Source organism: Parafrankia sp. EUN1f (genome assembly GCF_000177675.1).
Lineage (GTDB): Bacteria > Actinomycetota > Actinomycetes > Frankiales > Frankiaceae > Parafrankia.
Genome location: NZ_ADGX01000023.1, coordinates 1 through 20,513 on the forward strand (window position 1 = coordinate 1; position 20,513 = coordinate 20,513).

Annotated in this window: 23 protein-coding genes and 2 pseudogenes; 11 read left to right on the top strand and 14 right to left on the bottom strand. The window is 71.6% G+C overall.

From position 1 onward, the window contains the following. Nucleotides 1-270, bottom strand: a pseudogene (locus tag FREUN1FDRAFT_RS09350) (3-phosphoshikimate 1-carboxyvinyltransferase); the annotation flags it as partial. Between the two features lie 26 nt (nt 271-296). After that, nucleotides 297-1,103, bottom strand: a complete 807-nt coding sequence (locus FREUN1FDRAFT_RS09355; RefSeq protein WP_006539768.1) for a methyltransferase domain-containing protein — start codon at nt 1,101-1,103, stop codon at nt 297-299. 128 nt (nt 1,104-1,231) lie between these two features. Here FREUN1FDRAFT_RS09355 and FREUN1FDRAFT_RS09360 point away from each other — a divergent pair, with 128 nt between their 5' ends. The 5 genes from FREUN1FDRAFT_RS09360 (at nt 1,232) to FREUN1FDRAFT_RS09380 (ending at nt 4,594) form a co-directional block, all read left to right on the top strand. Next, entirely contained in the window at nt 1,232-1,372 is a 141-nt protein-coding gene (locus FREUN1FDRAFT_RS09360; RefSeq protein WP_157474547.1) for a hypothetical protein, read from the top strand. After that, nucleotides 1,369-2,079 carry an alpha/beta family hydrolase gene (locus FREUN1FDRAFT_RS09365; protein ID WP_006539770.1) on the top strand — a complete coding sequence of 237 codons (711 nt, stop codon included), beginning with the start codon at nt 1,369-1,371 and terminating at the stop codon, nt 2,077-2,079. The genes FREUN1FDRAFT_RS09360 and FREUN1FDRAFT_RS09365 overlap by 4 nt, the downstream gene beginning before the upstream one ends. Before the next feature lie 222 nt (nt 2,080-2,301). Then, entirely contained in the window at nt 2,302-3,114 is an 813-nt protein-coding gene (locus FREUN1FDRAFT_RS09370) for a sigma-70 family RNA polymerase sigma factor (protein ID WP_006539771.1), read from the top strand. Continuing rightward, nucleotides 3,111-3,398 (top strand): mycothiol system anti-sigma-R factor, encoded by a 288-nt coding sequence (rsrA, locus tag FREUN1FDRAFT_RS09375; protein ID WP_006539772.1) that lies wholly within the window; start codon nt 3,111-3,113, stop codon nt 3,396-3,398. Before FREUN1FDRAFT_RS09370 ends, rsrA begins: the two co-directional genes overlap by 4 nt. A gap of 227 nt (nt 3,399-3,625) precedes the next feature. Then, nucleotides 3,626-4,594 carry an NAD-dependent epimerase/dehydratase family protein gene (locus tag FREUN1FDRAFT_RS09380; RefSeq protein WP_006539773.1) on the top strand — a complete coding sequence of 323 codons (969 nt, stop codon included), beginning with the start codon at nt 3,626-3,628 and terminating at the stop codon, nt 4,592-4,594. Nucleotides 4,595-4,664: 70 nt separating this feature from the next. Here FREUN1FDRAFT_RS09380 and FREUN1FDRAFT_RS47960 read toward each other — a convergent pair whose 3' ends face one another. Continuing rightward, nucleotides 4,665-4,739: a 50S ribosomal protein bL37 gene (locus tag FREUN1FDRAFT_RS47960; RefSeq protein ID WP_369809780.1), complete on the bottom strand. Its 75-nt coding sequence runs from the start codon at nt 4,737-4,739 to the stop codon at nt 4,665-4,667. 76 nt (nt 4,740-4,815) lie between these two features. Next, nucleotides 4,816-5,724, bottom strand: coding sequence for a DUF5317 domain-containing protein (locus FREUN1FDRAFT_RS45045; RefSeq protein ID WP_232295123.1), 909 nt, complete (start codon nt 5,722-5,724; stop codon nt 4,816-4,818). A 298-nt stretch (nt 5,725-6,022) separates the two neighbouring features. Here FREUN1FDRAFT_RS45045 and FREUN1FDRAFT_RS09390 point away from each other — a divergent pair, with 298 nt between their 5' ends. Then, a complete protein-coding gene (locus tag FREUN1FDRAFT_RS09390; RefSeq protein WP_006539775.1) occupies nt 6,023-6,241 on the top strand; it encodes a biotin/lipoyl-binding carrier protein in 219 nt (72 codons plus the stop codon). Between the two features lie 83 nt (nt 6,242-6,324). Continuing rightward, complete coding sequence (locus tag FREUN1FDRAFT_RS09395; protein ID WP_035951111.1) at nt 6,325-6,513, top strand: hypothetical protein; 189 nt, start codon at nt 6,325-6,327, stop codon at nt 6,511-6,513. Between the two features lie 88 nt (nt 6,514-6,601). Here the strand turns inward: FREUN1FDRAFT_RS09395 and bioB are convergent, their stop codons facing one another. The 3 genes from bioB to FREUN1FDRAFT_RS09410 form a co-directional block, all read right to left on the bottom strand. Next, nucleotides 6,602-7,669: a biotin synthase BioB gene (bioB, locus tag FREUN1FDRAFT_RS09400; protein WP_006539776.1), complete on the bottom strand. Its 1,068-nt coding sequence runs from the start codon at nt 7,667-7,669 to the stop codon at nt 6,602-6,604. A 147-nt stretch (nt 7,670-7,816) separates the two neighbouring features. Then, nucleotides 7,817-8,533, bottom strand: a complete 717-nt coding sequence (gene bioD / locus FREUN1FDRAFT_RS09405) for a dethiobiotin synthase (RefSeq protein WP_006539777.1) — start codon at nt 8,531-8,533, stop codon at nt 7,817-7,819. Beyond that, entirely contained in the window at nt 8,530-9,834 is a 1,305-nt protein-coding gene (locus FREUN1FDRAFT_RS09410) for an 8-amino-7-oxononanoate synthase (protein ID WP_006539778.1), read from the bottom strand. The genes bioD and FREUN1FDRAFT_RS09410 overlap by 4 nt, the downstream gene beginning before the upstream one ends. A gap of 52 nt (nt 9,835-9,886) precedes the next feature. Here FREUN1FDRAFT_RS09410 and FREUN1FDRAFT_RS09415 point away from each other — a divergent pair, with 52 nt between their 5' ends. After that, nucleotides 9,887-11,356, top strand: coding sequence for a sensor histidine kinase (locus tag FREUN1FDRAFT_RS09415; RefSeq protein WP_006539779.1), 1,470 nt, complete (start codon nt 9,887-9,889; stop codon nt 11,354-11,356). A 411-nt stretch (nt 11,357-11,767) separates the two neighbouring features. On the opposite strand, the gene FREUN1FDRAFT_RS09420 is transcribed toward FREUN1FDRAFT_RS09415, so the two are convergent. Beyond that, nucleotides 11,768-12,016, bottom strand: coding sequence for a WhiB family transcriptional regulator (locus FREUN1FDRAFT_RS09420; RefSeq protein WP_006539780.1), 249 nt, complete (start codon nt 12,014-12,016; stop codon nt 11,768-11,770). Nucleotides 12,017-12,661: 645 nt separating this feature from the next. Here FREUN1FDRAFT_RS09420 and FREUN1FDRAFT_RS41275 point away from each other — a divergent pair. Continuing rightward, a pseudogene (locus FREUN1FDRAFT_RS41275) lies at nt 12,662-13,387 on the top strand (glycerophosphodiester phosphodiesterase); the annotation flags it as partial. 129 nt (nt 13,388-13,516) lie between these two features. Here FREUN1FDRAFT_RS41275 and FREUN1FDRAFT_RS09430 read toward each other — a convergent pair. After that, nucleotides 13,517-14,512 (bottom strand): diacylglycerol kinase family protein, encoded by a 996-nt coding sequence (locus FREUN1FDRAFT_RS09430; protein ID WP_006539781.1) that lies wholly within the window; start codon nt 14,510-14,512, stop codon nt 13,517-13,519. A gap of 121 nt (nt 14,513-14,633) precedes the next feature. Between FREUN1FDRAFT_RS09430 and FREUN1FDRAFT_RS09435 the strand changes: the two genes are divergently transcribed. Then, nucleotides 14,634-15,134 (top strand): hypothetical protein, encoded by a 501-nt coding sequence (locus FREUN1FDRAFT_RS09435; RefSeq protein ID WP_050795795.1) that lies wholly within the window; start codon nt 14,634-14,636, stop codon nt 15,132-15,134. A 36-nt stretch (nt 15,135-15,170) separates the two neighbouring features. On the opposite strand, the gene FREUN1FDRAFT_RS41280 is transcribed toward FREUN1FDRAFT_RS09435, so the two are convergent. The 4 genes from FREUN1FDRAFT_RS41280 to sodN form a co-directional block, all read right to left on the bottom strand. Next, nucleotides 15,171-16,349, bottom strand: a complete 1,179-nt coding sequence (locus FREUN1FDRAFT_RS41280) for an RNA polymerase sigma factor SigF (protein WP_006539783.1) — start codon at nt 16,347-16,349, stop codon at nt 15,171-15,173. Further along, a complete protein-coding gene (locus FREUN1FDRAFT_RS09445) occupies nt 16,346-16,882 on the bottom strand; it encodes a hypothetical protein (RefSeq protein WP_006539784.1) in 537 nt (178 codons plus the stop codon). The genes FREUN1FDRAFT_RS41280 and FREUN1FDRAFT_RS09445 overlap by 4 nt, the downstream gene beginning before the upstream one ends. Nucleotides 16,883-17,336: 454 nt before the next feature. After that, nucleotides 17,337-17,828 carry a GNAT family N-acetyltransferase gene (locus tag FREUN1FDRAFT_RS09450; protein WP_006539786.1) on the bottom strand — a complete coding sequence of 164 codons (492 nt, stop codon included), beginning with the start codon at nt 17,826-17,828 and terminating at the stop codon, nt 17,337-17,339. Between the two features lie 156 nt (nt 17,829-17,984). Beyond that, entirely contained in the window at nt 17,985-18,383 is a 399-nt protein-coding gene (gene sodN / locus FREUN1FDRAFT_RS09455) for a superoxide dismutase, Ni (protein ID WP_035951140.1), read from the bottom strand. Between the two features lie 112 nt (nt 18,384-18,495). Here sodN and FREUN1FDRAFT_RS09460 point away from each other — a divergent pair, with 112 nt between their 5' ends. Next, a complete protein-coding gene (locus tag FREUN1FDRAFT_RS09460) occupies nt 18,496-18,882 on the top strand; it encodes a S24/S26 family peptidase (protein WP_255348207.1) in 387 nt (128 codons plus the stop codon). Nucleotides 18,883-19,068: 186 nt separating this feature from the next. On the opposite strand, the gene FREUN1FDRAFT_RS09465 is transcribed toward FREUN1FDRAFT_RS09460, so the two are convergent. Further along, nucleotides 19,069-19,692: a dTDP-4-dehydrorhamnose 3,5-epimerase family protein gene (locus FREUN1FDRAFT_RS09465; RefSeq protein WP_006539789.1), complete on the bottom strand. Its 624-nt coding sequence runs from the start codon at nt 19,690-19,692 to the stop codon at nt 19,069-19,071. Between the last annotated feature and the right edge of the window lie 821 nt (nt 19,693-20,513).

The following is a 20,513-nucleotide window of genomic DNA, read 5'->3' on the forward strand; positions in this document are numbered from 1 at the left end:
GCCGCCCGGACCGGGGTCGGTGGCGGTGCCGGGCGCGTCCGTCACCTGCGCGCCCAGATTGCGCAGTGCGGCCGCCATCAGCAGCGTGTCCCGTGAGCGGAGCGGACCACGCAGCCGGGAGACCCCGTCCGCGAGGGCGGCTAGGACCAGCGCGCGGTTGGTGCCGGATTTGGAGCCGGGTACCGCGACGGTTGCTCTGACCGGCCCGGTCGCTACCGGCGCCGGCCACGGGTCGTGTTGCTCGCGCTGCTCGCGGGTGGTGGTGGTCACGGTGCCAGCATGCCGGATTCCGGCCGTCAGTCAGGCCGGCGGGCCGAGGCGATCAGATGAATACCGATCGACTCCCCCTCGCGCTCGGCGGCCAGTTCGACCTCGGTACGGACCAGGGTGGGGAAGCATGAGACGTCCTCGGCGACGGCCCGGCGGACCGCCTCGGCCGAGAGCACGGTGCGCGGGCGGATCCAGTCGACCTCCAGCCCGGCACTGGTCAGCAGGGCACGCAGCTCCTCGGGCCAGAAGCAGCGCGTGATGCTGCCGTCCTCGGCCGGAACCAGGACGACGTCCGCGCGTGGCACGTCCGACAGCTCTGCCCACCGGTGCTGCTCGGCGAGCCGGGCGAGGCCCAGCAGCAGCGAGTCGACACAGAGCAGCAGACGGCCACCTGGCCGCAGCATCTGGTAGATCTCCTCGAGGGTCGTCTCCGTCGCCAGGCAGAACGACAGCGCGCGTGCCTCGGCGAGGACGGCGTCGAAGGACCCGGGCCGGAACCAGTCGAGCGAGCGCGCGTCGCCGACGACCCGCTGCAGCCGGCCGGAGCCGGGCGCCGGGGCGCTCGCACCCGGTGCGTCATCAATGGTCAGGCTGCTGACCACCCGCACCACCTCGTGACCCGCGGCGGCCATCTGGCGTGCGAACCTGGCACGCGGGCCGGAGACGTCGAGGACGCGGACCGGCCCGGTGGGCAGCCATTCCCGCAGCTGGGCCGAGGCGACTTCCTCGTAGAAGGCCCAGTAGGGGTCGTCACTGTTGGCCGGGGCCTCACAGACCAGCGTGTTCGTGTTCGCCCGGGACGAGTGAGCGTCGGCTTCGGCGCCAGACAGCATGGACCGTTCCTACCCTTCGAGGGGCAATGATGCGAGGCATGTCACACACGCAAGGTGAAATTCTGACAGATGTTCGGGCCGACCACGCAGTGTCCTTCCATAGCGGTTCGGGCAACAGGGAGACCCGCGTGCCGCTGGTGCACGTTCCGGTTCCCCTGTTCGCCGTTTCCCCGCTCGCCGCGAAGGCCCGTCCGGCGCGGGCCACGACCGGCGGGCCGGTGACTGACAGGCTGGTGGCCGACGCCAGCCCGGTGGAGCGCTCGCGGTGATCGGAGATCTCATCTCTGTCGACGGCGGACGCCTGCGGCTAGTTCCCGCTCCGCTGGACGCGGGTCCGGGGTCTGCCCAGGCCAGCGCCCCGCTCGCGGGTATCGCCGCACCTCCCGGAGCGACGGTGGTGCTGCTGCACGGTGCTGGCAGCGGCACCGACACGCCGGTGCTGACCGCGCTCGCCGGCCGCCTGGCGGGGGCCGGAACACGGGTCGCCACGCTGGAGATGCCCTACCGGGTGGCCGGTCGCCGCGCGCCGGACCGCCCGAGCCGGCTGGACGGGGTCCTCACGGCCGCGGTGGCGGCCCTGGGCTCCCCGGCGTTCCTCGGGCTCGCCGGCGCGTCGATGGGGTCCCGCGTGGCGGTCCGCTGTGCCCGCACGGTCGGGGCCCGCGCGGTGCTGGCGCTGGGCTTCCCGCTGCAGCCGCCGGGTGGGCGGCCCTCGCGCGAGCCGGAGCTGGCCGACGCCGGTGTGCCGGTGCTGGTGATCCAGGGTGAACGTGACGCCTTCGGCACCCCGGCGGCCGACCCGTCCCGACAGGTCGAGGTGCGGATCGTGGCCGGTGCCGACCACTCGTTCCGGGTTCGGGTCCGTGACGCGAGGACGGTGGACGAGGTGGCCGACGAGGCCGCGGATCTCGGTTCGTCCTGGCTGCTCGGGCAGTTGGCCGGCGCCGCCGGCGTTGGCACCGGTGCCGAGGGCTGAGGCGGCCCCGGAAGGGCCGAAGGCCGTGGCGGACCGCAGGAGAGCGTGGCGCGCCCCGGATGTGTGCTCACGTCCACCTCTGGTACCCAGGTTCGCGTCGCTGGAACCGGGAATTGCGGCCGACGTTCGCTGGTTTGCCGGAGTGGAAGGGCAAGAGGCAGGCACCGGGCGAGGGGCACCGAGGTGGTGCGGCTCCCACGGTGGCCGCGTCGTGGAGGTTCGATGAGGTCCCACCACATTGTTCCGGCTGCGCCGCCGACGGAATGTCGTCCGCCGCGCCCGGGGCACGGAGGTAACGCCGCGGCGCCGCCACGCGCATGGTCCGTGGCAGGGGTATCGTCCGGCGCGGAGAGTTGGGCGGTCCGGGCAGTCGTCGGTGGGCCGGTGACTGGTACCGGGCACGGTGAAGGAGTGATCCTGGTCGACGAGACCGGCGACGAGACAGCCGAGGCACGCGGCGCTCGCTTTGAGCGGGATGCGCTGCCGTTCCTCGACCAGCTTTACGCGGCCGCGTTGCGGATGACGCGCAACCCCGCGGACGCGGAGGATCTCGTCCAGGAGACCTTCGTCAAGGCGTTCGCGGCGTTTCACCAGTTCCAGGAGGGCACCAACCTCAAGGCCTGGCTGTACCGCATCCTGACGAACACCTTCATCAACACCTACCGGAAGCGCCAGCGCCAGCCGTTGCAGAGTCCGACCGAGCAGGTCGAGGACTGGCAGCTCGCCGAGGCCGAGTCACACACGTCGACCGGCCTCAAAAGCGCCGAGGCTGAGGCGCTGGAGCATCTGCCTGACAGCGACATCACCGAGGCGCTCCAGGCCCTGCCCGAGGATTTCCGGATGGCGGTCTACCTGGCCGATGTCGAAGGGTTCTCCTACAAGGAGATCGCTGAGATCATGGGCACGCCGATCGGAACGGTCATGTCCCGGTTGCACCGTGGGCGGCGTGGTCTGCGGAAGTCGCTGGAGCAGTACGCGCAGGAGCGCGGGCTTGTTCCGGCCGGGTCCGCCGAGAACGAGGGCGGTGGGTCGTGAGCTGTGGAGCAAGCCACAACATTGACTGCCGGAAGGTGCTCGACGCCGTTTTTCTTTACCTGGACGGCGAGTGCAACGGTTCACAGCAGAACCTCATCCGGTCGCATCTCGACGAGTGTTCGCCATGCCTGCGGGAGTTCGGCGTGGAACACGAGGTGAAAATGCTTGTCGCCCGCAAGTGCGGCGGTGAGCGGGCGCCGGATTCGCTGCGGTTGAGCGTGCTCGCGCGCCTGCGGGCGGCCCGCTCCGATACCGACGCAGCCGCCGAGTTCCAGCCGGAGTAGGGGGCAGCCGCCGGCGGGTCTGGAGCGGGGTGCCTGCGGCGGCTGCGTGTGCGGCGCCGTCCCGGGTGCGCCCGGGTGTCTCGACACCTCCGGCGACCCCCGGCGTGGAGTGGGGCGAGCAGGTGCCGGGTCGGCCGGCAGGCCGGCGGTGGCCGTGAGCGCGGAAGCGGTGCTTTTCAGGTGCGGTGCTTATCGGGCTCACAGCCGCTGCGGTTAGGCTTCTGTGCGTGCGTATCCTCGTGACCGGCGCGGCCGGTTTCATCGGTTCCACGGTCGTTGACCGGATGCTTGCCGATGGTCATTCGGTCGTCGGGCTTGACGACCTGTCGTCCGGGCGAATGGAAAATCTCGCGCAGGCGGGGTCGGATGCCCGTTTCTCCTTCGAGAAGGGCGATATCACGGCCACCGGCCTCACCGACTTCGTCGCGCGGGTGCGGCCGGATGTCGTGGCTCATCTCGCCGCGCAGATCGACGTCCGGGTGAGTGTGGCCGATCCGCTGCGCGACGCACGCCTCAATGTGCTGGGCACGATCAACGTGCTGGAGGCGGCGCGACTGGCGGGTGCGTCGAAGGTGATCCACACGTCGTCGGGCGGGTCGATCTACGGCACCCCGGCCGTGCTGCCGGTCAGCGAGGCCGTCGCGCCGTCCCCGGAATCGCCGTACGCGGCCGGCAAGGCCGCGGGCGAGCTCTACCTCAACGTCTACCGCGCGACCTACGGCCTGGCCAGCACCGCGCTGGCGCTGGGCAACGTCTTCGGCCCGCGGCAGGATCCGCACGGCGAGGCCGGCGTGGTCGCGATCTTCGGCACCGCGCTGCTGGAGGGCCGCCCGACCAAGATCTTCGGTGACGGCACGACCAGCCGGGACTACGTCTACGTCGCGGACGTCGCGGACGCCTTCGCCCGGTGCGTGCCGGCCGAGGCCGCCAACGGCCTCCGGCTCAACATCGGGACGGCGGTCGAGACCACGGTGCGGGACCTGCACAGCCGTGTCGCGCGTCTGGTGGGTGTGCCGGACGATCCGCAGTTCGCCGCGCCGCGGCCCGGGGAGCTCCAGCGCATCGCGCTGGATGTCGCCCTCGCCCAGCGGGCGATCGGCTGGCACCCGCAGATCAGCCTGGACGCCGGGCTCGGGCACACCATCGACTGGATCCGGGGCCGGCTCGGCAGCACGGCCACCGCCGCCGGCGTCTAGCAAGCCCAGGGCCCGGGTGGCCCGGTGAGAGACGCGTCAACGCCCGCCGCCGGCCCACCCGGACCACCTGTCAGGTGTTCGGGCGCTTGCCGTGGTTGGCCTTGTGCTTGGCCCTGGCGCGCCGCTTGCGCTTCTTCTTCGCCATGACGCCCTCCTCTCATTCCTTCGGCCACATACTGCCAGCCCGTCGGCGTACGTCGTCGTGACGGTTCGGTCGACGATCAGGGGGTGTCGACCGGGTGACGGGGGCCGTTCCCGGTGACGTGGTCCGTGGCCGTGTCGGTCCCGGCGGCCTCGACGGCCCCCGCGGCTTCGGCCGCTCCGGCGGCGCCGGCGGCCTGGGCCGCGGGCGCGCCCGCCGCGGTCACGTTGTCGGTCCAGCCGTCCTCGGCGAAGCTGTCGTCCTCGGCGAAGTCGTCGCCCTCCGGGAATCCGTCATCCCCGGCGAGGTCACCGACCGGCTCGGTGCGGACGGCGACTGCCGCCGCGAGGTCGTCGCCGGCCTCCGCGGGTCCGTCGCCGATGGTGCCCTGACCGGGGCCCGCCGCCGCGGCCCGGCCGGCCCGGCCGGCCCGCGTACCGCGCTCCGCCGAGTCCGCGTTCGCCGTTCTGCGTGGCCGGTCGAGGCCGGCGACCATCCGCGACTGCAGGGTCCGGCGTGCCCGCACCGGGCCGACGCCGCCGAACAGGCCCAGCCCCGCGGCCATCAGGACGTCCCCGAAGCTCACCACCGCCGCGGACCCGGGCATGGGCAGCGGCAGGATGTCGCTGAGGAGGCGCAGCGAGGTCTGCGAGTCCGCCACGGTGTGGAAATGCGAGGCCGTGACCTCCTCGATGGGCACCCCCGCCCGGTCCGCGGCCCAGGCCGAGACCGGCATGTCCCCGCCGTTGGCGTTGATCACGACAGCGTTGAGGATCACGCCGGCACAGAGCAGCCCCAGCCCGGGAAGCCGGCGGTTCGTCAGGGTGAAGACCACCAGGCTGGCCGACGCGAGGATCCATGCGGGGCCGTGCAGTGGGCCTATGAGCCGGCCAACCGCCAGGACGGCCACCGCTGCGACGAACAGCGGGGGCCGGGCGACATACACGCGGCTGAGGGCGTCCAGGGTTCCGCCCCTCGCGAGACCCACGGCCAACCCGCACAGAAGGGTCAGTAGGAGGAGTACGAGCACATCCGTAAGTGTGGCCGGTGGTGGCCCGGGCGCACACCACCGCCCGCCGGTGTGACCTGTCCGCGGAGACACGGTGAGTCCCACACGCCGCTGAGCGGCGCTCGCGTCGCGACGCCCGAGCGGGTCCGCGGGTGCCCCCGGGGCGCGCCATGGCCCACTCGTGGCGCGGTGACCGAAGGGCACCAGGTCACCACTACGCTGATGTCAGCAGCGCCGCAGCGCCGCAGCGCGGTCGAGGCGAGGGAAGGGAAGCCTGATGGCTGAGGAAGTCCGTGCCGAGATGGTTGCCAATGTCTGGAAGGTCGTCGTCGGAGTCGGTGACTCCGTCGCGGCCGGTGACGCGCTGGTCATTCTCGACTCCATGAAGATGGAGATCCCGGTGATCAGCGAGGAGGGTGGCACGGTCGCGAGCATCGCCGTCAACGAGGGCGATGTCGTGCAGGACGGGGACCTGATCGCCGTCGTGGAGTCCTGACCCGCGAGTCCTGACCCGCTCCAGGTGCGGCGCGGCGTCCGGGGAGGGCGCGAGCGGGTGGCCCTGCCCTACGCTGGTGCCCTATGGACGCCTCGTTCTGTGACCGCTGTGGCCAGCTTGCGAGCATCGGGAGCCACGAGGCCTGCGCGCGTGCCCGGGCGCTCGAACCGCCGCGGTACTGCCAGTCCTGCCGGCGCCGCCTGGTCGTCCAGGTGACCCCGCTGGGGTGGAGCGCCCGGTGCGCGGAGCACGGGACGTCCGTGTCGAACTGACGGGCGGGCTGCCCGGGCCGGCGACGCGACGCCGGCGGCGTCACGCCGCGCGCCGGGCGGCCCGGCCCGGGCCCGTGTGTTCGGCGTGCTACAGGGTGGCCTGCAACGACTTGATCGGCATGCGCAGGTCGGCGAGCATCTCCAGGTCGCTGCCGGGGTCCTTGCCCAGCGTGGTCAGGTAGTTCCCGACGATCACCGCGTTGATGCCGCCGAGCATGCCCCGTACGTCGAGATCGCCCAGGGTGATCTCCCGTCCTCCCGCGTAGCGCAGGATCGTGCGCGGCAGCGCGAGCCGGAAGGCGGCGATGGTGCGCAGCGCGTCGCGGGCGTCGACCGGCGGCAGGTCTCCGAAGGGAGTGCCCGGTCGCGGGTTCAGGAAGTTCAGCGGTACCTCGTCGGGCTCCAGCATCGCCAGCTGGGCGGCGAGCTCCGCGCGCTGCTCCAGCGACTCGCCCACCCCGATGATCGCCCCGCAGCACAGCTCCATGCCGGCGGCGCGGACGAGCTCACACGTCTCCCACCGCTCCTCCCAGCTGTGGGTCGTCACGACCTGGGGGAAGTACGAGCGCGCTGTTTCCAGGTTGTGGTTGTAGCGGTGCACGCCGAGCTCGGCGAGTTCGTCCACCTGCTCCTGGGTGAGCATGCCGAGCGAGCAGGCCACGTGGATGTCGACGGCTTCGCGGATCGCGGCCACACCTTCGCGGATCTGCGCCATCAGCCGCTCGTCGGGCCCGCGGACGGCGGCGACGATGCAGAACTCGGTGGCACCGGTCGCGGCTGTGGCCTTGGCGGCGTCGACGAGCGAGGGGATGTCCAGCCAGGCCGACCGCACCGGCGAGTCGAAGCGCCCGGACTGTGAGCAGAAGTGGCAGTCCTCGGGGCAGCCGCCGGTCTTGAGGCTGATGATGCCCTCGACCTCGACCTCGGGGCCGCACCAGCGCAGCCGGACTTCGTGGGCCAGCGCGAGCAGGTCGTTGAGGGATTCGTCCGGCAGCCGGAGGACCGCCAGCACGTCCTGCTCGGCGAGCCCTCGGCCGGCCTCGAGGACCTGTTCGCGTGCGCGGGCGAGCAGGTCGTCGGGTGCGTCGTCGGGAGCATCGACGGCCGGGGACGTTTCCACTGGCGTGGTCACAGGTGCGGTCACAGGGATCCCCATCGCAAAGTCGGGTGTGGCTGCCGGTGGGTGTGGAGGCGGAGGCTTCGGCCTGGGCCATGGTGCCCGTGCCGCCACCATTGTTCAGTCATCCGTGCTGATCGTGCCGGTGTTGTGACGTGTGTCTGCCGGTGCCGTCACGCGGTGCCGTCATGCGGCGTGCAGGGCCCGGAACGCGGCGGCGTCGAAGGCGCCGCCGAGCGCTGGTTCGAGCGAGGCCCGCGCCACGCTCAGGAACCGCTGCGGGTCGAGCAGGCCCGCGCCGGCCGGGACGGCTCCGGCGAGCGGGCGCGCCGCCAGCAGCTCCAGGTCGGTGATGTTGCTGCGGGCGGCCAGGTCGGGCGTCGCCGGCCAGGAGCCGATCACGACGCCGGCCAGGTCGAGGCCGCGGTGCGCCATGGCCTCCAGGGTGAGCGCGGTAGCGTTGAGACTGCCCAGCCCGGCGGTGGTCACCACGAGCACGGGCGCCTTCAGCATGCGGGCGAGGTCGGCGACGGTGGCGCCGTCCTCGTCGTAGCGGACCAGCAGGCCGCCGGCGCCCTCGACGAGGACGAGGCGGCGGTCGGCCCGCAGCGTGTGGACGGTGTCGGCCACCGTGGCGAGGTCGAGGGTGGGCCGGCCGGCCCGGCGCGCGGCGCTGACCGGCGCCAGCGGGTCGCCGTAGCGCACCAGCTCGTGGACGTCCCCGACCCCGGACAGGTCCCGGACAAGATCCACATCGCCGAGCTCGTCGGCGCGGACACCGGTCTGCGCCGGTTTGACGACGGCCACCGTGGTTCCGCGGTCCGCGGCGAGTGCCGCCAGCGCGGCCGTCACCACGGTCTTGCCCACCTCGGTCCCGGTTCCTGTGACGATTATCACACTCATGGTGCGGGGAAGCGTGCGATCGATCCGGTGATCACCCCGACCGCGCGGGCCACGTCGGCGTCGGTGAGATCGGCCCGGGCGGCGACCCGCAGCCGGCTGGTGCCGGCGGGGACCGTCGGCGGGCGGAAGCACCCGACGGCGACGCCGGCCTCGCGGCAGGCCGCGGCGACGCCGACCGCCCGTTCGGGGTCGCCGAGCACCACGGAGACCACAGCTCCGGCCGGTTCCGGAGCCCCCGTCGCCGCCGCGATCTCGTGTGCGCGCCGCCGGACCTGCTCCGGAAGCTGCGGTCGTTCGGTCAGCAGCCGCAGCGCGGCGAGCGCCGAGCCCGCGCAGGCCGGCGCCAGGCCGGTGTCGAAGATGAACGTCCGGGCGGTGTCGATGAGGTGGTCGCGCAGCGCGGCCGGGCCGAGGACGGCGCCACCCTGGCTGCCCAGCGACTTGGAGAGGGTGACGGTGGCGATCACGTCGGGCTGGCCGGCAAGCCCGGCGGCGGCCAGGGCGCCCCGGCCGCCGTCGCCCACCACTCCGAGCCCGTGCGCCTCGTCGACGAGCAGCACGGCGCCGTGCCGTCTGACAACTCCGTGCAGGGCGGCCAGCGGAGCCAGGTCGCCGTCGGCGGAGAAGACCGAGTCGCTGAGGACGAACGCGCGCCGCCAGGTGCCGGTCGCGAGCGCCTTGTCGACCGCCTCCACGTCCGCGTGCGGGGTGACCACGACGTCGGCGCGGGACAGCCGGCAGGCGTCCACCAGCGAGGCATGGTTGTGCTCGTCCGAGACCACCAGGTCGCCGGGGCCGGTCAGCGCGGTGATCATCGCGAGGTTGGCGGCGTACCCGGAGGAGAAGACCAGCGCCGAGGCGAAGCCGAGATGCTCGGCCAGCGCGGCCTCGAGATCGCCGTGCAGCGTCGTGGTGCCGCTCACCAGGCGGCTGCCGGTGGACCCGGCGCCGAACGCGCGCAACGCCGCGATCCCACCCTCGATAACGGCGGGATGGCGGGCGAGCCCGAGGTAGTCGTTGCCGGCCAGGTCGAGCAGGAGGTCGCCGTCCGTCCAAGGCTGCAGGGAGCCCTGCGCCGGCAGCGCCGCGGGCGCCGCGCCCCCCGGCGTGTCGTCCGGAGTGCCGCCCGGCCGCGGGCGTGGTGCCCGGGGGCGCAGGACCCGGTGCAGCCCGGCCTCGGATCGCTGCCGTGCCGCCGCCGCCAGCCAGCCGAGTGGATCGGCGTCGGGGGGTCCGTCGGGCTGGCTGGCTGGTGACGTGGAGCTGGTGTGTTCGGGCATCACGTCGGCGAGCGTACGCATTCCGACCCGGCCGCCCGGCACGCCACCGCGGGCGTCTGGCAGTCTGCGTCCCGTGGGAACCCTGGCCGACGCCCTGCGAGCGGGCACCGATCTCAGCGACGACGACATCGACCATCTCCACGCGCTCGTCGCGGACTGGGCGCTGCTGGCCGACCTGTCCTTCGCGGACCTGCTACTGCTCGTGCCCGCACGGTCCGGTTCGGTACGCGCGGGTCACGCCGGTGGCATGGAGTTCCAGGTCGTGGCCCAGGTGCGTCCGACGACCGGGCCGACGGCGTACCACAACGACGAGGTGGGCAGCGTCGTCATCAACCGCTGGGTGGTGCAGAACGCCTGGCGTGAGCACCGCATCGCCCGGGAGGGCGAGCCCGAGTGGGACGGTGGCGTCCCGGTTCGGACCGAGGCGATTCCGGTCCGGCACGGCAACCGGGTGATCGCGGTCCTGGCGCGCGACACCAACCTCGCGACGACGCGCACGCCGAGCGCGCTGGAGTCCGCGTACCTGCAGGCGGCGAACAACCTGGCGCTGATGATCGCGGAGGGGGCGTTCCCGTTCCTGGGCGGCTCCGCGGAGCTGCCCGAGCCTCCGCGGGTCGGCGACGGGATGATGCGCCTGGACGGCGCCGGCAAGGTCATCTTCGCCAGCCCGAACGCGTTGTCGGCCTACCGACGCCTCGGCTACACCGGGAACGTCACCGGCGAGGACCTGCGCACCGTGCACCGGGCGCTGAACCTGCCGGCGACGACACCCGCGGTGTGGCACGCGATCAGCCGGCGCCGGCCGGTCGAGGTCGAGCTGGAGGTGGGCAGCACGGTGGTGCTGCTGCGGGCGATCCCGCTGTACCCGGGCGCGATCCGGGAGGTTCTGGTCCTCGTCCGGGACGTCTCGGAGCTGCGGCGCCGCGAGGCCCAGCTGCTGAGCAAGGACGCGACGATCCGCGAGATCCATCATCGGGTCAAGAACAACCTGCAGACGGTGGCCGCGCTGCTGCGCCTGCAGATGCGGCGTACCAAGGCGGACGAGGCCAGGGACGCGCTGCGGGAGTCCGTGCGCCGGGTCACCTCGATCGCGGTCGTGCACGAGACGCTCTCCCAGACCCTCGGCGAGTCGGTGCCCTTCGACGAGATCGCGGACCAGATCACCTCGGTGACGGTGGACCTCGCCTCGACCGGGACACGCGCTACGACGCGGCGGACGGGGTCGTTCGGACGGCTGCCCGGCGAACTCGCCACGCCGTTGGCACTTGTGCTTTCGGAGCTTCTGCAGAATGCTGTCGAACATGCGTTCGACGGATCCTCGGGGGCGATCGAGCTCCGGGTGCGGCGTGAGGGTGACCGCCTCGACATCGTCATCGCCGACGACGGCGCGGGCCTGCCGGATGACTTCCAGCTCGAGCACTCGCCCCGGCTCGGGCTGCAGATCGTGCGGCAGCTGGTGCTCGGGGAGATGCGGGGAACCATCCGGCTGCAGGCCGGTCCGGAGCGGGGGACCGAGGCGCTGCTTTCGATTCCACTTTCTTGAAGTCGTGTGTTTGGGCCTTGCGTGGCGGGGTACACCCAGATCCGTGACCTCCGTCCGCGGCCGACGCCTGCTGGTCGAGTCGTCTCCGTCGGCGGGGTCGTCGGGTGGGAAAGTGGCCCAGAAAGATTTTTCGGCCGCTCCGTCCGTGTCCGTGCAGGCGACTGCGGCGGACCAGCGGACAGAGCGGCCGATGGTGTTACTCTTCGCGGCTCCCGCGCTGAGCGCGCGCGGGGACCACGCCTCGGTAGCGGACGCGGGCGACCTCTCCCACCGGGGGCGAGATCCAGCTCATCCGTGTACGTCGAGGCTGTCAGAGATCATTGTTTGGTTGTGGTCGGCCTGCCCGAAGCAGGCGCGTTCCGTGCTGGCGCCGACTGGCGCGGTGTCGCCCAGGTCAGGGCGCTACCGAGCTCAGGCGGTGCGAACTCGCAGGCGTTCCTGGCGCTTGAGCGCCCGGCGTTCATCCTCGCTGAGACCGCCCCAGACTCCGGAGTCCTGCCCGGTGTCAAGAGCCCAGTTGAGACAGTCACTCGTGACTGCGCATCGCCTGCAGACTGCCTTCGCTTCTTCGACCTGGCGTTCTGCCGGACCGGTCGTACCGATCGGGAAGAAGAGCTCGGGATCCTCGTCACGGCAGAGCGCGCGGTGGCGCCAGTCCATGCGTACTACTCCCTCTCTCGTCTCGGACCACACTGCACATCAGACGCTCGGTGAGCCGCCTTGGTTGCGTCGCGTCCCGGAAGAAAATTTCGGATGTCTGGTTGGGGCGTGACGATCGGGGCTTGTGCGAGTGCATGCGCGTGGTCCCAGGTGCACGTGCATCTACCTCGGACATTCGCCACCCTCCCACCGGAACGGGCAGGTGCGCAAGAACCTGCATGCGTCTTCACACCGGGTCTGGCCGGTACCTGTCCACCAGGGACACGGGCGGACCACGGCTGAGCCGACCCTTCACCCAGGATTGGCCGTGGGGAGAGAATCCCTTGTCCTGTAGCTCTTTTTGGCCTACCGGATCATGTCTGACCGTTGTGGGGTGACTCGGCGCCGCGCGTCGCTGCCAGGCTAGCTGATCTTGTGAATCCGGACCATGACGCTTGGTCATTCTGTGCTACGCTGTCGCTTTGGTGTTGATTCTCGCTGTGCATAGGCCGCCCGTGCAAGGCGTCTGCGCCTCGAACCACGTCCACTCCTGGGAACGATGCCGGCGCCCACTGAGATCGAGCTCACCGGCGCCCTGAGGCGGGCCGTGGCAGCCCGGCGTGCCGCCGGCTACCGATCGCGGGTGCCTCCGTGCAGGATGGAGCGATGGAGGTTCTGGGGCATCGTGGCAGCCGGTCGCCCGGCCCGGAGAACACGGTCGAGGCCGTGGATGCCGCGTTACGAGCCGGTGCGGACGGAGTCGAGCTGGACGTCCGCCGCAGCGCCGACGGTGACCTGGTGTGCGTGCACGACGCTCGGCTGCCGCGTGTGGGGGGCCTCGGTGGGCGTGCGGTCATCCGCCGGTCGACGCGGGAGCTGGCCAGCCAGGGCATCCCCGCGCTCACCGAGATGCTCGACGCCTGGGGCGGCCGCGGGCGGCTCATTCTGGAGATCAAGAACCAGCCGGGCCAGCCGGACTTCGACGCGCCGAGGGAGCGGACGGCCCAGGCGCTGATCGAGCTCCTGCGCGCCAGGGGCGACGGCCACGCTGATGCCACGGCGGCGGGGATCACGGTGTCGTCCTTCGACTGGTTCGCGATCGAGGCGGTCCGGGACGCCGGGATCGGTGTCGGGACCGCGTTTCTGACAATGCCGCGCATGTCGGTCAGTGGCGGGATCGCCTACGTCCGCGCGGCCGGCCACACGGAGCTGCACGCGCACCTGTCCGCCGTGCGCCGTGCGCCGGACGCCGTGGCGCGGGCGCGTCGTGCCGGCATCCGGCTGGTCACCTGGACGGTCACCGACCCGGCGGCCGCGCTGGAGCTTCAGAACGCCGGAGTCGACGCCATCATCTGCGACGACCCGACCGCCATCCGCCGCGCGCTCGGGCGAGGAGAACCGACCGGCGGTGGGCCTGATGGTCGCGGGCCTGATGGCAACCGAGCCGATGGCAACGGAGCCGATGGCAGTGGGCCCCACGGCAGCGGGGCCGACGGGGGAAGGGCGCGCGCTGAGCGCGCGTCAGGCGATCACCCGCAGCGCGCTCGCCTCGTTGGCGAGCTCCACGGACTCGAAGAGTCCGAGTACCTCACCGTCCATCTGTACCGTGACGGGGCGGTCGGCGTCCAGCGTGATGGACGACGCGTTATGGAGCCCGAAGACGTTGCGCCCGTGCGGATCGGGATTGTCGCCGAGCATCTGCAGGCCGGTGCGCACCACGCTGGTCAGCCGGGCCCGCCGCAGGCCCACCAGGTCCAGGCCGGTGTCGAAGGACGCCTGGGGGCACGCGGCTACCGGCCGGTTGTTCAGGTAGGTCCAGGGCCGGGTGTTGCACACGATCGCCAGCGACACCTCGGCGGGAGCGGCGTCGTCCGCCGTGCCCTCGGCCGCCGGGGCGCCCTCGGCCGGTGTGGCGCCGTCGGCTGGGATGGCTGCCTCCGTGACCGTGATGGTCGGGCCGGAGCGCCCGGTGCGCTTCACCATCTCGGCGAGTGCGCAGCGCAGGAACAGCCCGGGCGTGCTGCGGCGCCCCTTCTCGCGACGGCGTTCGACCGCGGCCACCACATCGGCGTCCAGGCCCATGCCCAGGCAGAAGGCGAAGTAGCGCTGCTGGTCGCCGTAGTGGGCCAGCCCGACGCTGACGTCGCGGGAACGGCCTTCGCGCAGCGCGGCGAGCAGCTCGCCGGTCGCCTCGACGGGCGACGGGGAGTACCCGAGCGCGCGCGCGAACACGTTGGTGCTGCCGCCGGGCACCACGGCGAGTGCGGGGCCGTCGCTCGCCGGGCCGCTGCTGACCAGGCCGTTGACGACCTCGTTGACGGTTCCGTCACCGCCGAGCACGATCACCACGTCGACGCCCAGCTCACGGGCGTGGACACCGAGCTCCACCCCGTGGCCGCGCCCCTTGGTGACGACCGTCTCCAAGGCGACGTCCGCGGTCAGAGCGGTGGCGAGCACGTCTCGGACCCGCTCGGTAGTCGTGGTCGCGACCGGATTGACGACCAGCAGCCCGTGCATACGAATACGGTAGCCTGCGCAAACATTCGGGGCAGTGGGGAGGGAAAACTCTCACACCGTGCGTCCGACGGCCGTGACGCAGCGCCCGGGTGTGGCGCTGTCCGGCACGTAATCTTGGCGGATGGGTACCAACCGTGGCGCCGTGGGGGAGTCCGGCCGTGGGCCGGAGCCGGCGGCGGAGCCGCGCGCGAGGCCGCGGCCTGTGCTCGTGGCAGGGGCGTTGCTAGGCATCGAGACGGCGGTTCTGGCCGGCCTCGGCGTGCTGCTGGTGGTTCGTGGCTTCGGGTCCGACATTGACGACGTCGGGCGGGCGGAGACCGGCGGGCTGCTGGCGCTGGTGGGCGCGGCCTGCCTCGGTCTCGTCACGTGGGGAGTGTTCCGAGGGCGGGAGGGGTTCCGGACCCCGGCTCTCGTGACCCAGATCCTGTGTCTTCCTGTTGCCTGGGGGCTGCTCCAGGGCGGCCTGTACGGCTACGGTGTGCCGCTGGTGGCGGTGCCGATCACCATCGTCATCGCCCTGGGGCTTGGCGGCGGGTACTTCCGGTCGGGCGATGACGCCGATCAGCCGGCCGCCGATGCGCCGGATGGTGGCCGGCGGGCGCCCAGGCGGACGTCGACCTGAGCCGACCCGGGGCCCGGGGTCGGCCGGCGCTGCGGATCAGCCGTCCTCCAGCAGCCCGCGGCGCAGCTGGGCCAGGGTGCGGGCAAGCAGCCGGGACACGTGCATCTGCGAGATCCCGAGCTCGTTCGCGATCTGCGACTGCGTCATGTTGCCGAAGAAGCGGAGCAGCAGGATGCGCTTCTCGCGCGGCGGCAGCTTCTCCAGGAGCGGCTTGAGGGACTCGCGGTACTCCACGCCCTCCAGGGACTCGTCCTGCACCCCGAGGGTGTCGGCGACAGCCGGGGCCTCGTCGTCGCCGGAGTCCGGTGCGTCGAGCGAGACCGCGGAGTAGGCGTTCGCGGACTCCAGGCCCTCGAGCACCTCCTCCTCGGTCATCTCCAGATGGCGGGCGATCTCGCTGACGGTCGGCGACCGGCCGAGCGACTGGGACAGCTCGGAGGTCGCCTTCGTCAGCGAGAGCTTCAGCTCCTGGAGCCGGCGCGGAACCCGGATGGCCCAGCCCTTGTCCCGGAAGTGCCGCTTGATCTCACCGACGATCGTCGGCGTCGCGTAGGTCGAGAACTCGACGCCACGCTCCGGATCGAACCGGTCCACCGACTTGATGAGGCCGATCGTCGCGACCTGCACCAGGTCGTCGAGCGGCTCGCCGCGGTTTCGGAACCGACGAGCGAGGTATTCGACCAGCGGTAGGTGCATGCGGACGAGCTGGTCGCGCAGCGCCGCCCGCTCGGGGTCGCCCTCGGGCAGGGAGACCAGGCGGGCGAACAGGAGGCGGGCCCGGACCCGGTCCGGCGAGGTGCTGCCGGACCGCTCGGAGCTGTCGGATCCATCCGAATCCGAGTCCGAACCCGGTTCGGCATCCGACCGGGCTGAACCGGATTCGTCCGACCCGCCCGGGCCGGCTGGCCCGGCCGCGTCGACGGCGTCGTCCGGATGGGCCTGCTCGCCGAGGGCCGAGGCCGTCGACGCCTCCGAGGCGGGTGGCCCGCCTGCCGCGGACCCGCGCTCGGAGCGTGGGCCGACGGTTGGCTCGGCGTGGCCGAGGCCGCCGCGGTCGGTTCCCGCCCCGGACAGCGCGGTCACGCCGGCGACGTCGTCGGCGCTGCGCTGGCTGATCGCGGTGACGGGGTCGCCCGCGCCCGCGGAATCGAGGCCGCCCGCGTGGCCCGCGGGCGCTGATCGAGGTGTGGTGGGTGTTCTGCCGGCTGAAGTCACAACGTGCCTACCGTGTCGCCGAGGGCCGCTGCGGAGGCCGCGCCTGAGCCGCGTACGTGCCCGGCCGGGGGCTCACCCAGGTCGGCCCGGACGCCGCGACGCTTCTGAAGGGCAATGCTGACCCGGGAACCCGGGCCCGTCGAGCTGGAGACGTCACCGGCCAGCGCGGTCAGGACCGTCCAGGCGAACGTCTCCCTGGACGGCGGCTCGCCGTCCAGGCTTTCGACTGTGACCAGGACCTTCATAACGCCAGGTTCCAGGGCGAATCTGCATTCCAGCGACGAACCGGGAACAGCGGAGACGAGCAGCAGTGCGCAGGCCTCGTCCACCGCGATACGAAGATCCTCGATGTCGTCGAGAGTGAAGTCCAAGCGGGCCGCGAGGGACGCCGTGGCCGTCCGCAGGACGGTCAGATAGGCGCTCGCGGCGGGCAGGGTGAGCTGGACGACGTCGTGCGGGCCACCCTGGTGGGTGGCTTCGCCCGAGATGCCGTCGGAGTTCTCCGCGCCGCCGGTAGAAGGCGTCGGATTCACGTTCCTACCCCCAAGAGCCCGGGTCGTGCGAGGAAGGTCCTCGTCGATGATGTATGTCGTCGTGCCGGGCGCCGTCGCCGCGACCAGTCATGTCATCCGGGGCGCCGTGTCCGTTTCCGGACGACACTCCGGTGCTGACCCATGCCCCGTTCCGCGGGGCGGTACTCCGATGATGGTCCTGCTGATGGTTCTGCCCGGGAGGAACATCTGGCGCGGCCTCCCGTGGTTCACCACCGTACCCAGCCTCCCTGGGGTGTCGCAGGTCGGGTGATCAGAACGCGCCGCCTGGGGTCCGACTGGTCGCGGATGGCCGATTCATACTCGGCCAACTGGGAATTCATCCGCGCGGCTCGGCCGGATGCCGGCCGGCCGACAGGTCAGCGTGGATGGGCGGCCAGCCGGGGTGATACGGGTGCGAGTCCTGGATGACCGGCTCGGCCGGCGAAAGGGCATGTCAGCCGATATCGGGGGACCGGCGCGGGCCGGCCAGCGCGTTGATCGCGGCGGCATCCAGGCGCCAGGTGGTCCACTCGGAGGTGGGTGCCGCCCCCACCGACCGGTAGAAGGCGTGTGCGGGGGTGTTCCAGTCCAGCACAGCCCATTCGAGGCGCTGGTACCCGTGTTGGACGCAGAGCTGGGCCAGTTCCGCGAGCAGGGCCCGACCGTGCCCATGGCGGCGGTGCTCGGGTCGTATGAACAGGTCGATCAGGTACATGCCGGCCTTGCCGGTCCAGGTCGAGAAGGTCGGGTGCCACAGCGCGCACCCCACGACCGCGCCGGCGTCGAGGGCGACCAGGCAGTACGCCGCGGGCGGGTCGCCGAACAGCGCGGTGGCGAGATCCTCGTCGGTCATCGACACGGCGTCCGGTTCCCGCTCATAGGCGGCGAGGCCATGGACCAGGGCCAGAACGGCAGCGACGTCCGCGCGCTGCGCTGCTCTGATCATGTCGGCTCCGAAGGTGGCGTCAGGTGGCGTCAGATGGCAGGCACGGGGCTGGGCGGGTGTGGCGAGGTCCACCGAAGGGCCTGGACGTGGGACGTCCCCACCGGGTGGCGTTGTGTGCCTCCGGCGGGGACGTCCGTCGTGCTGGTCGGGTGACCGTCAGGCGGCGGCCTTCGTCTCCCAGAAGATCGTCGAGATCTCGTCGATCAGGTCCAGGAGCTGCTGGCCCTGGGCCGGGTCGACCGAGCCCTTCGCACCGGCGGCGCCGGCGGCCTTCGTGGCCTTCCAGAACAGATCGTGCAGCTGCGGGTACTTCTCGATGTGGTTCGGCTTGAAGTAGTCGGTCCAGAGCACCCAGAGGTGGTGCTTGACGAGCTCCGCGCGCTCCTCCTTGATGGCCAGCGCGCGGGCCCGGAACTCGGGGTCGGTGTTGCCCTGGTACTTCTCCTGGATGGCCTTGACCGACTGGGCCTCGACCTTCGCCTGCGCGGGGTCGTAGACGCCGCAGGGCAGGTCGCAGTGGGCGTTGACGCTGATGGCGGGCTTGAGCAGGCTCATTCCGCTTCCTCTCTGTACGCCTCGGGTCTCAGGTCGCCCCAGGGCGGCCGTGTCCTCCGTACAGCGGGACAGGCCGGCCCGGGTGGGTGCGATCGCGGGATCCGGGTCGCGGATGTGCAGCTCGTGGACCCGGTTTTCCGCCTTCTGGCAACCTACCCCTGTGAGGCCGAGCATTTCTCCGCGGGCGGTGTCCGTTCGCGGCGAGTCCATGCGTCCGACACTGCGCGATGGCGACGCGTGCCTCGTGTTGTGGGGAGCGCCACCCAGGCCGGGAGACGTGGTGGTCGCCCGGCTGCCGGAACGAGGACTCGGAATCAAACGGGCCGAGTTCGCGGACCCGGACGGTTCCTGGTGGCTGCGTTCGGACAACGTGGGGGTCGGAACCGACAGCGCGACGTTCGGCATGGTCGCGGCCACCGACATCCTGGGCCGGGTGGTCGCTCGGTACTGGCCGCGGCCACGTCCGTTGCGCCGTCGCCGCGTGCGGCCGCTGCCCTAGTACGGCACCTGTCTTCGTGACCTGTCTTCGTGCGGCCACAGTCGTAGCGCGGCCACGGTCGTGGCGCGGCCACGGTCGTGGCGCGGCCACGGTCGTGGTGCGGGGCTGCCGTGGTGGGGCAGGTCGGAGCCGCCGGGGCCGTTCTGGGGCCGCGGAGGTGGTCTGCCGGCCGGGCGCGTGGCTGGTTCAGGCGCGGCCGACGCCGCTGCCGAGCGGGCGCAGCGATTCGTAGAAGGCCCTGCAGTCGGCGTAGTCGGGAAGGATTCCGGCGGCGGCGGCCTGCGACAGGCTCGGCGCCGCGACGTCCTTCTCGGACAGCAGCGGCGTGATGTCGGGTGGCCAGGGCAGGTCGAGGTCGGGGTCGAGTGGGTTGATCCCGTACTCACGGGCCGGCGTGTAGGGGGCCGAGCACAGATAGGTGATCACCGCGTTGTCGGTGAGGGCCATGAAGGCATGCCCGAGGCCTTCCGCGATGTACAGCCCGCGGCGGTCGACGTCGTCGAGGATGACGGCCGCGTGCGCGCCGAAGGTCGGCGAGCCGAGCCGTATGTCGACCACACAGTCCAGAACGCGACCACTCACGCAGGTCACGTACTTTGCCTGGCTGGGCGGCACCTGGGCGTAGTGCACTCCGCGCAGAGTTCCCGCGCGGCTGACGCTCGCGTTCGCCTGGGCGAGTTCGAGACGGTGCCCGGCCACTGATTCCAGCGCGTCGGTGCGGAACCATTCGAGGAATGTCCCGCGAGGGTCGGAGTGCTTGCGCGGGGTGAACAACCAGGTATCGGCTATCGGCAGCTCGGTGACCTCCACGAGAACATACGCTACTAGGTTTAGCTCGCCGATTCCTCGTGACGCTCGTCCGGGAAGGCGTGCTCTGGGTGAACGAGATGACACCTTTGGTTATCATCTTGACCGCGGGTTGTCGGGGATCTCCCGAAATATGTCGCCGCGCCGTACGGGGGGTTACGGTGTTGACGCTGGACCTGTTCCTGGATCCTCTTTGTGTCGCCTCCCGCACTCCACCAATCCACGGACGAACAACATTTGTGCGAGCGTGAATCGTCTCACGATTCATCTGTGCTGCGTGTGTCGCGAACCCGTGATCATTGGGCTGTCTCGACGGGAAACAAGCAGGAAACGCACCGGAATCAGCCCCGCCGATGCGCCCGGGCTTTCGGCCCGATTGGGAAACCCGGATGACATGGGTGGCGGGAGGCCTGGCGACGGGGAAGGCGTGCGGCCGCGGCGCGGTCTCTCCCGGCGATCCGGTCGGTTGCCGGGCCTGGTGTGGTGGCCTCCGGAATCTGGTGCGGTGGTCTCCGGGCCCTGGTGCGGTGGCCTCCGGAACCCGGCACGGGCGCGGCCACGACCGGTTCCGGGCATCGCGACTGGTCTGAACATCGCGATTGGTTCCGGGCATGAGGTGATTCGTGACCTGCGCCGTGATGTCCGTCTCACGGTTCCATCGTGATCAGATGGCGTGTTCCCCGGCCCGCCGGATGAGGCTCGCGGCGGCGCCGAGAAGGCCGGCGGCGGCGTCGCCACCGCGCCGGGTGTGCCGGACCGGTGGCGGTTGTGATGCTCGTGACCGGCCCGAATCGAGTCGGATGGGCGACAGGTACCGTCGCCGG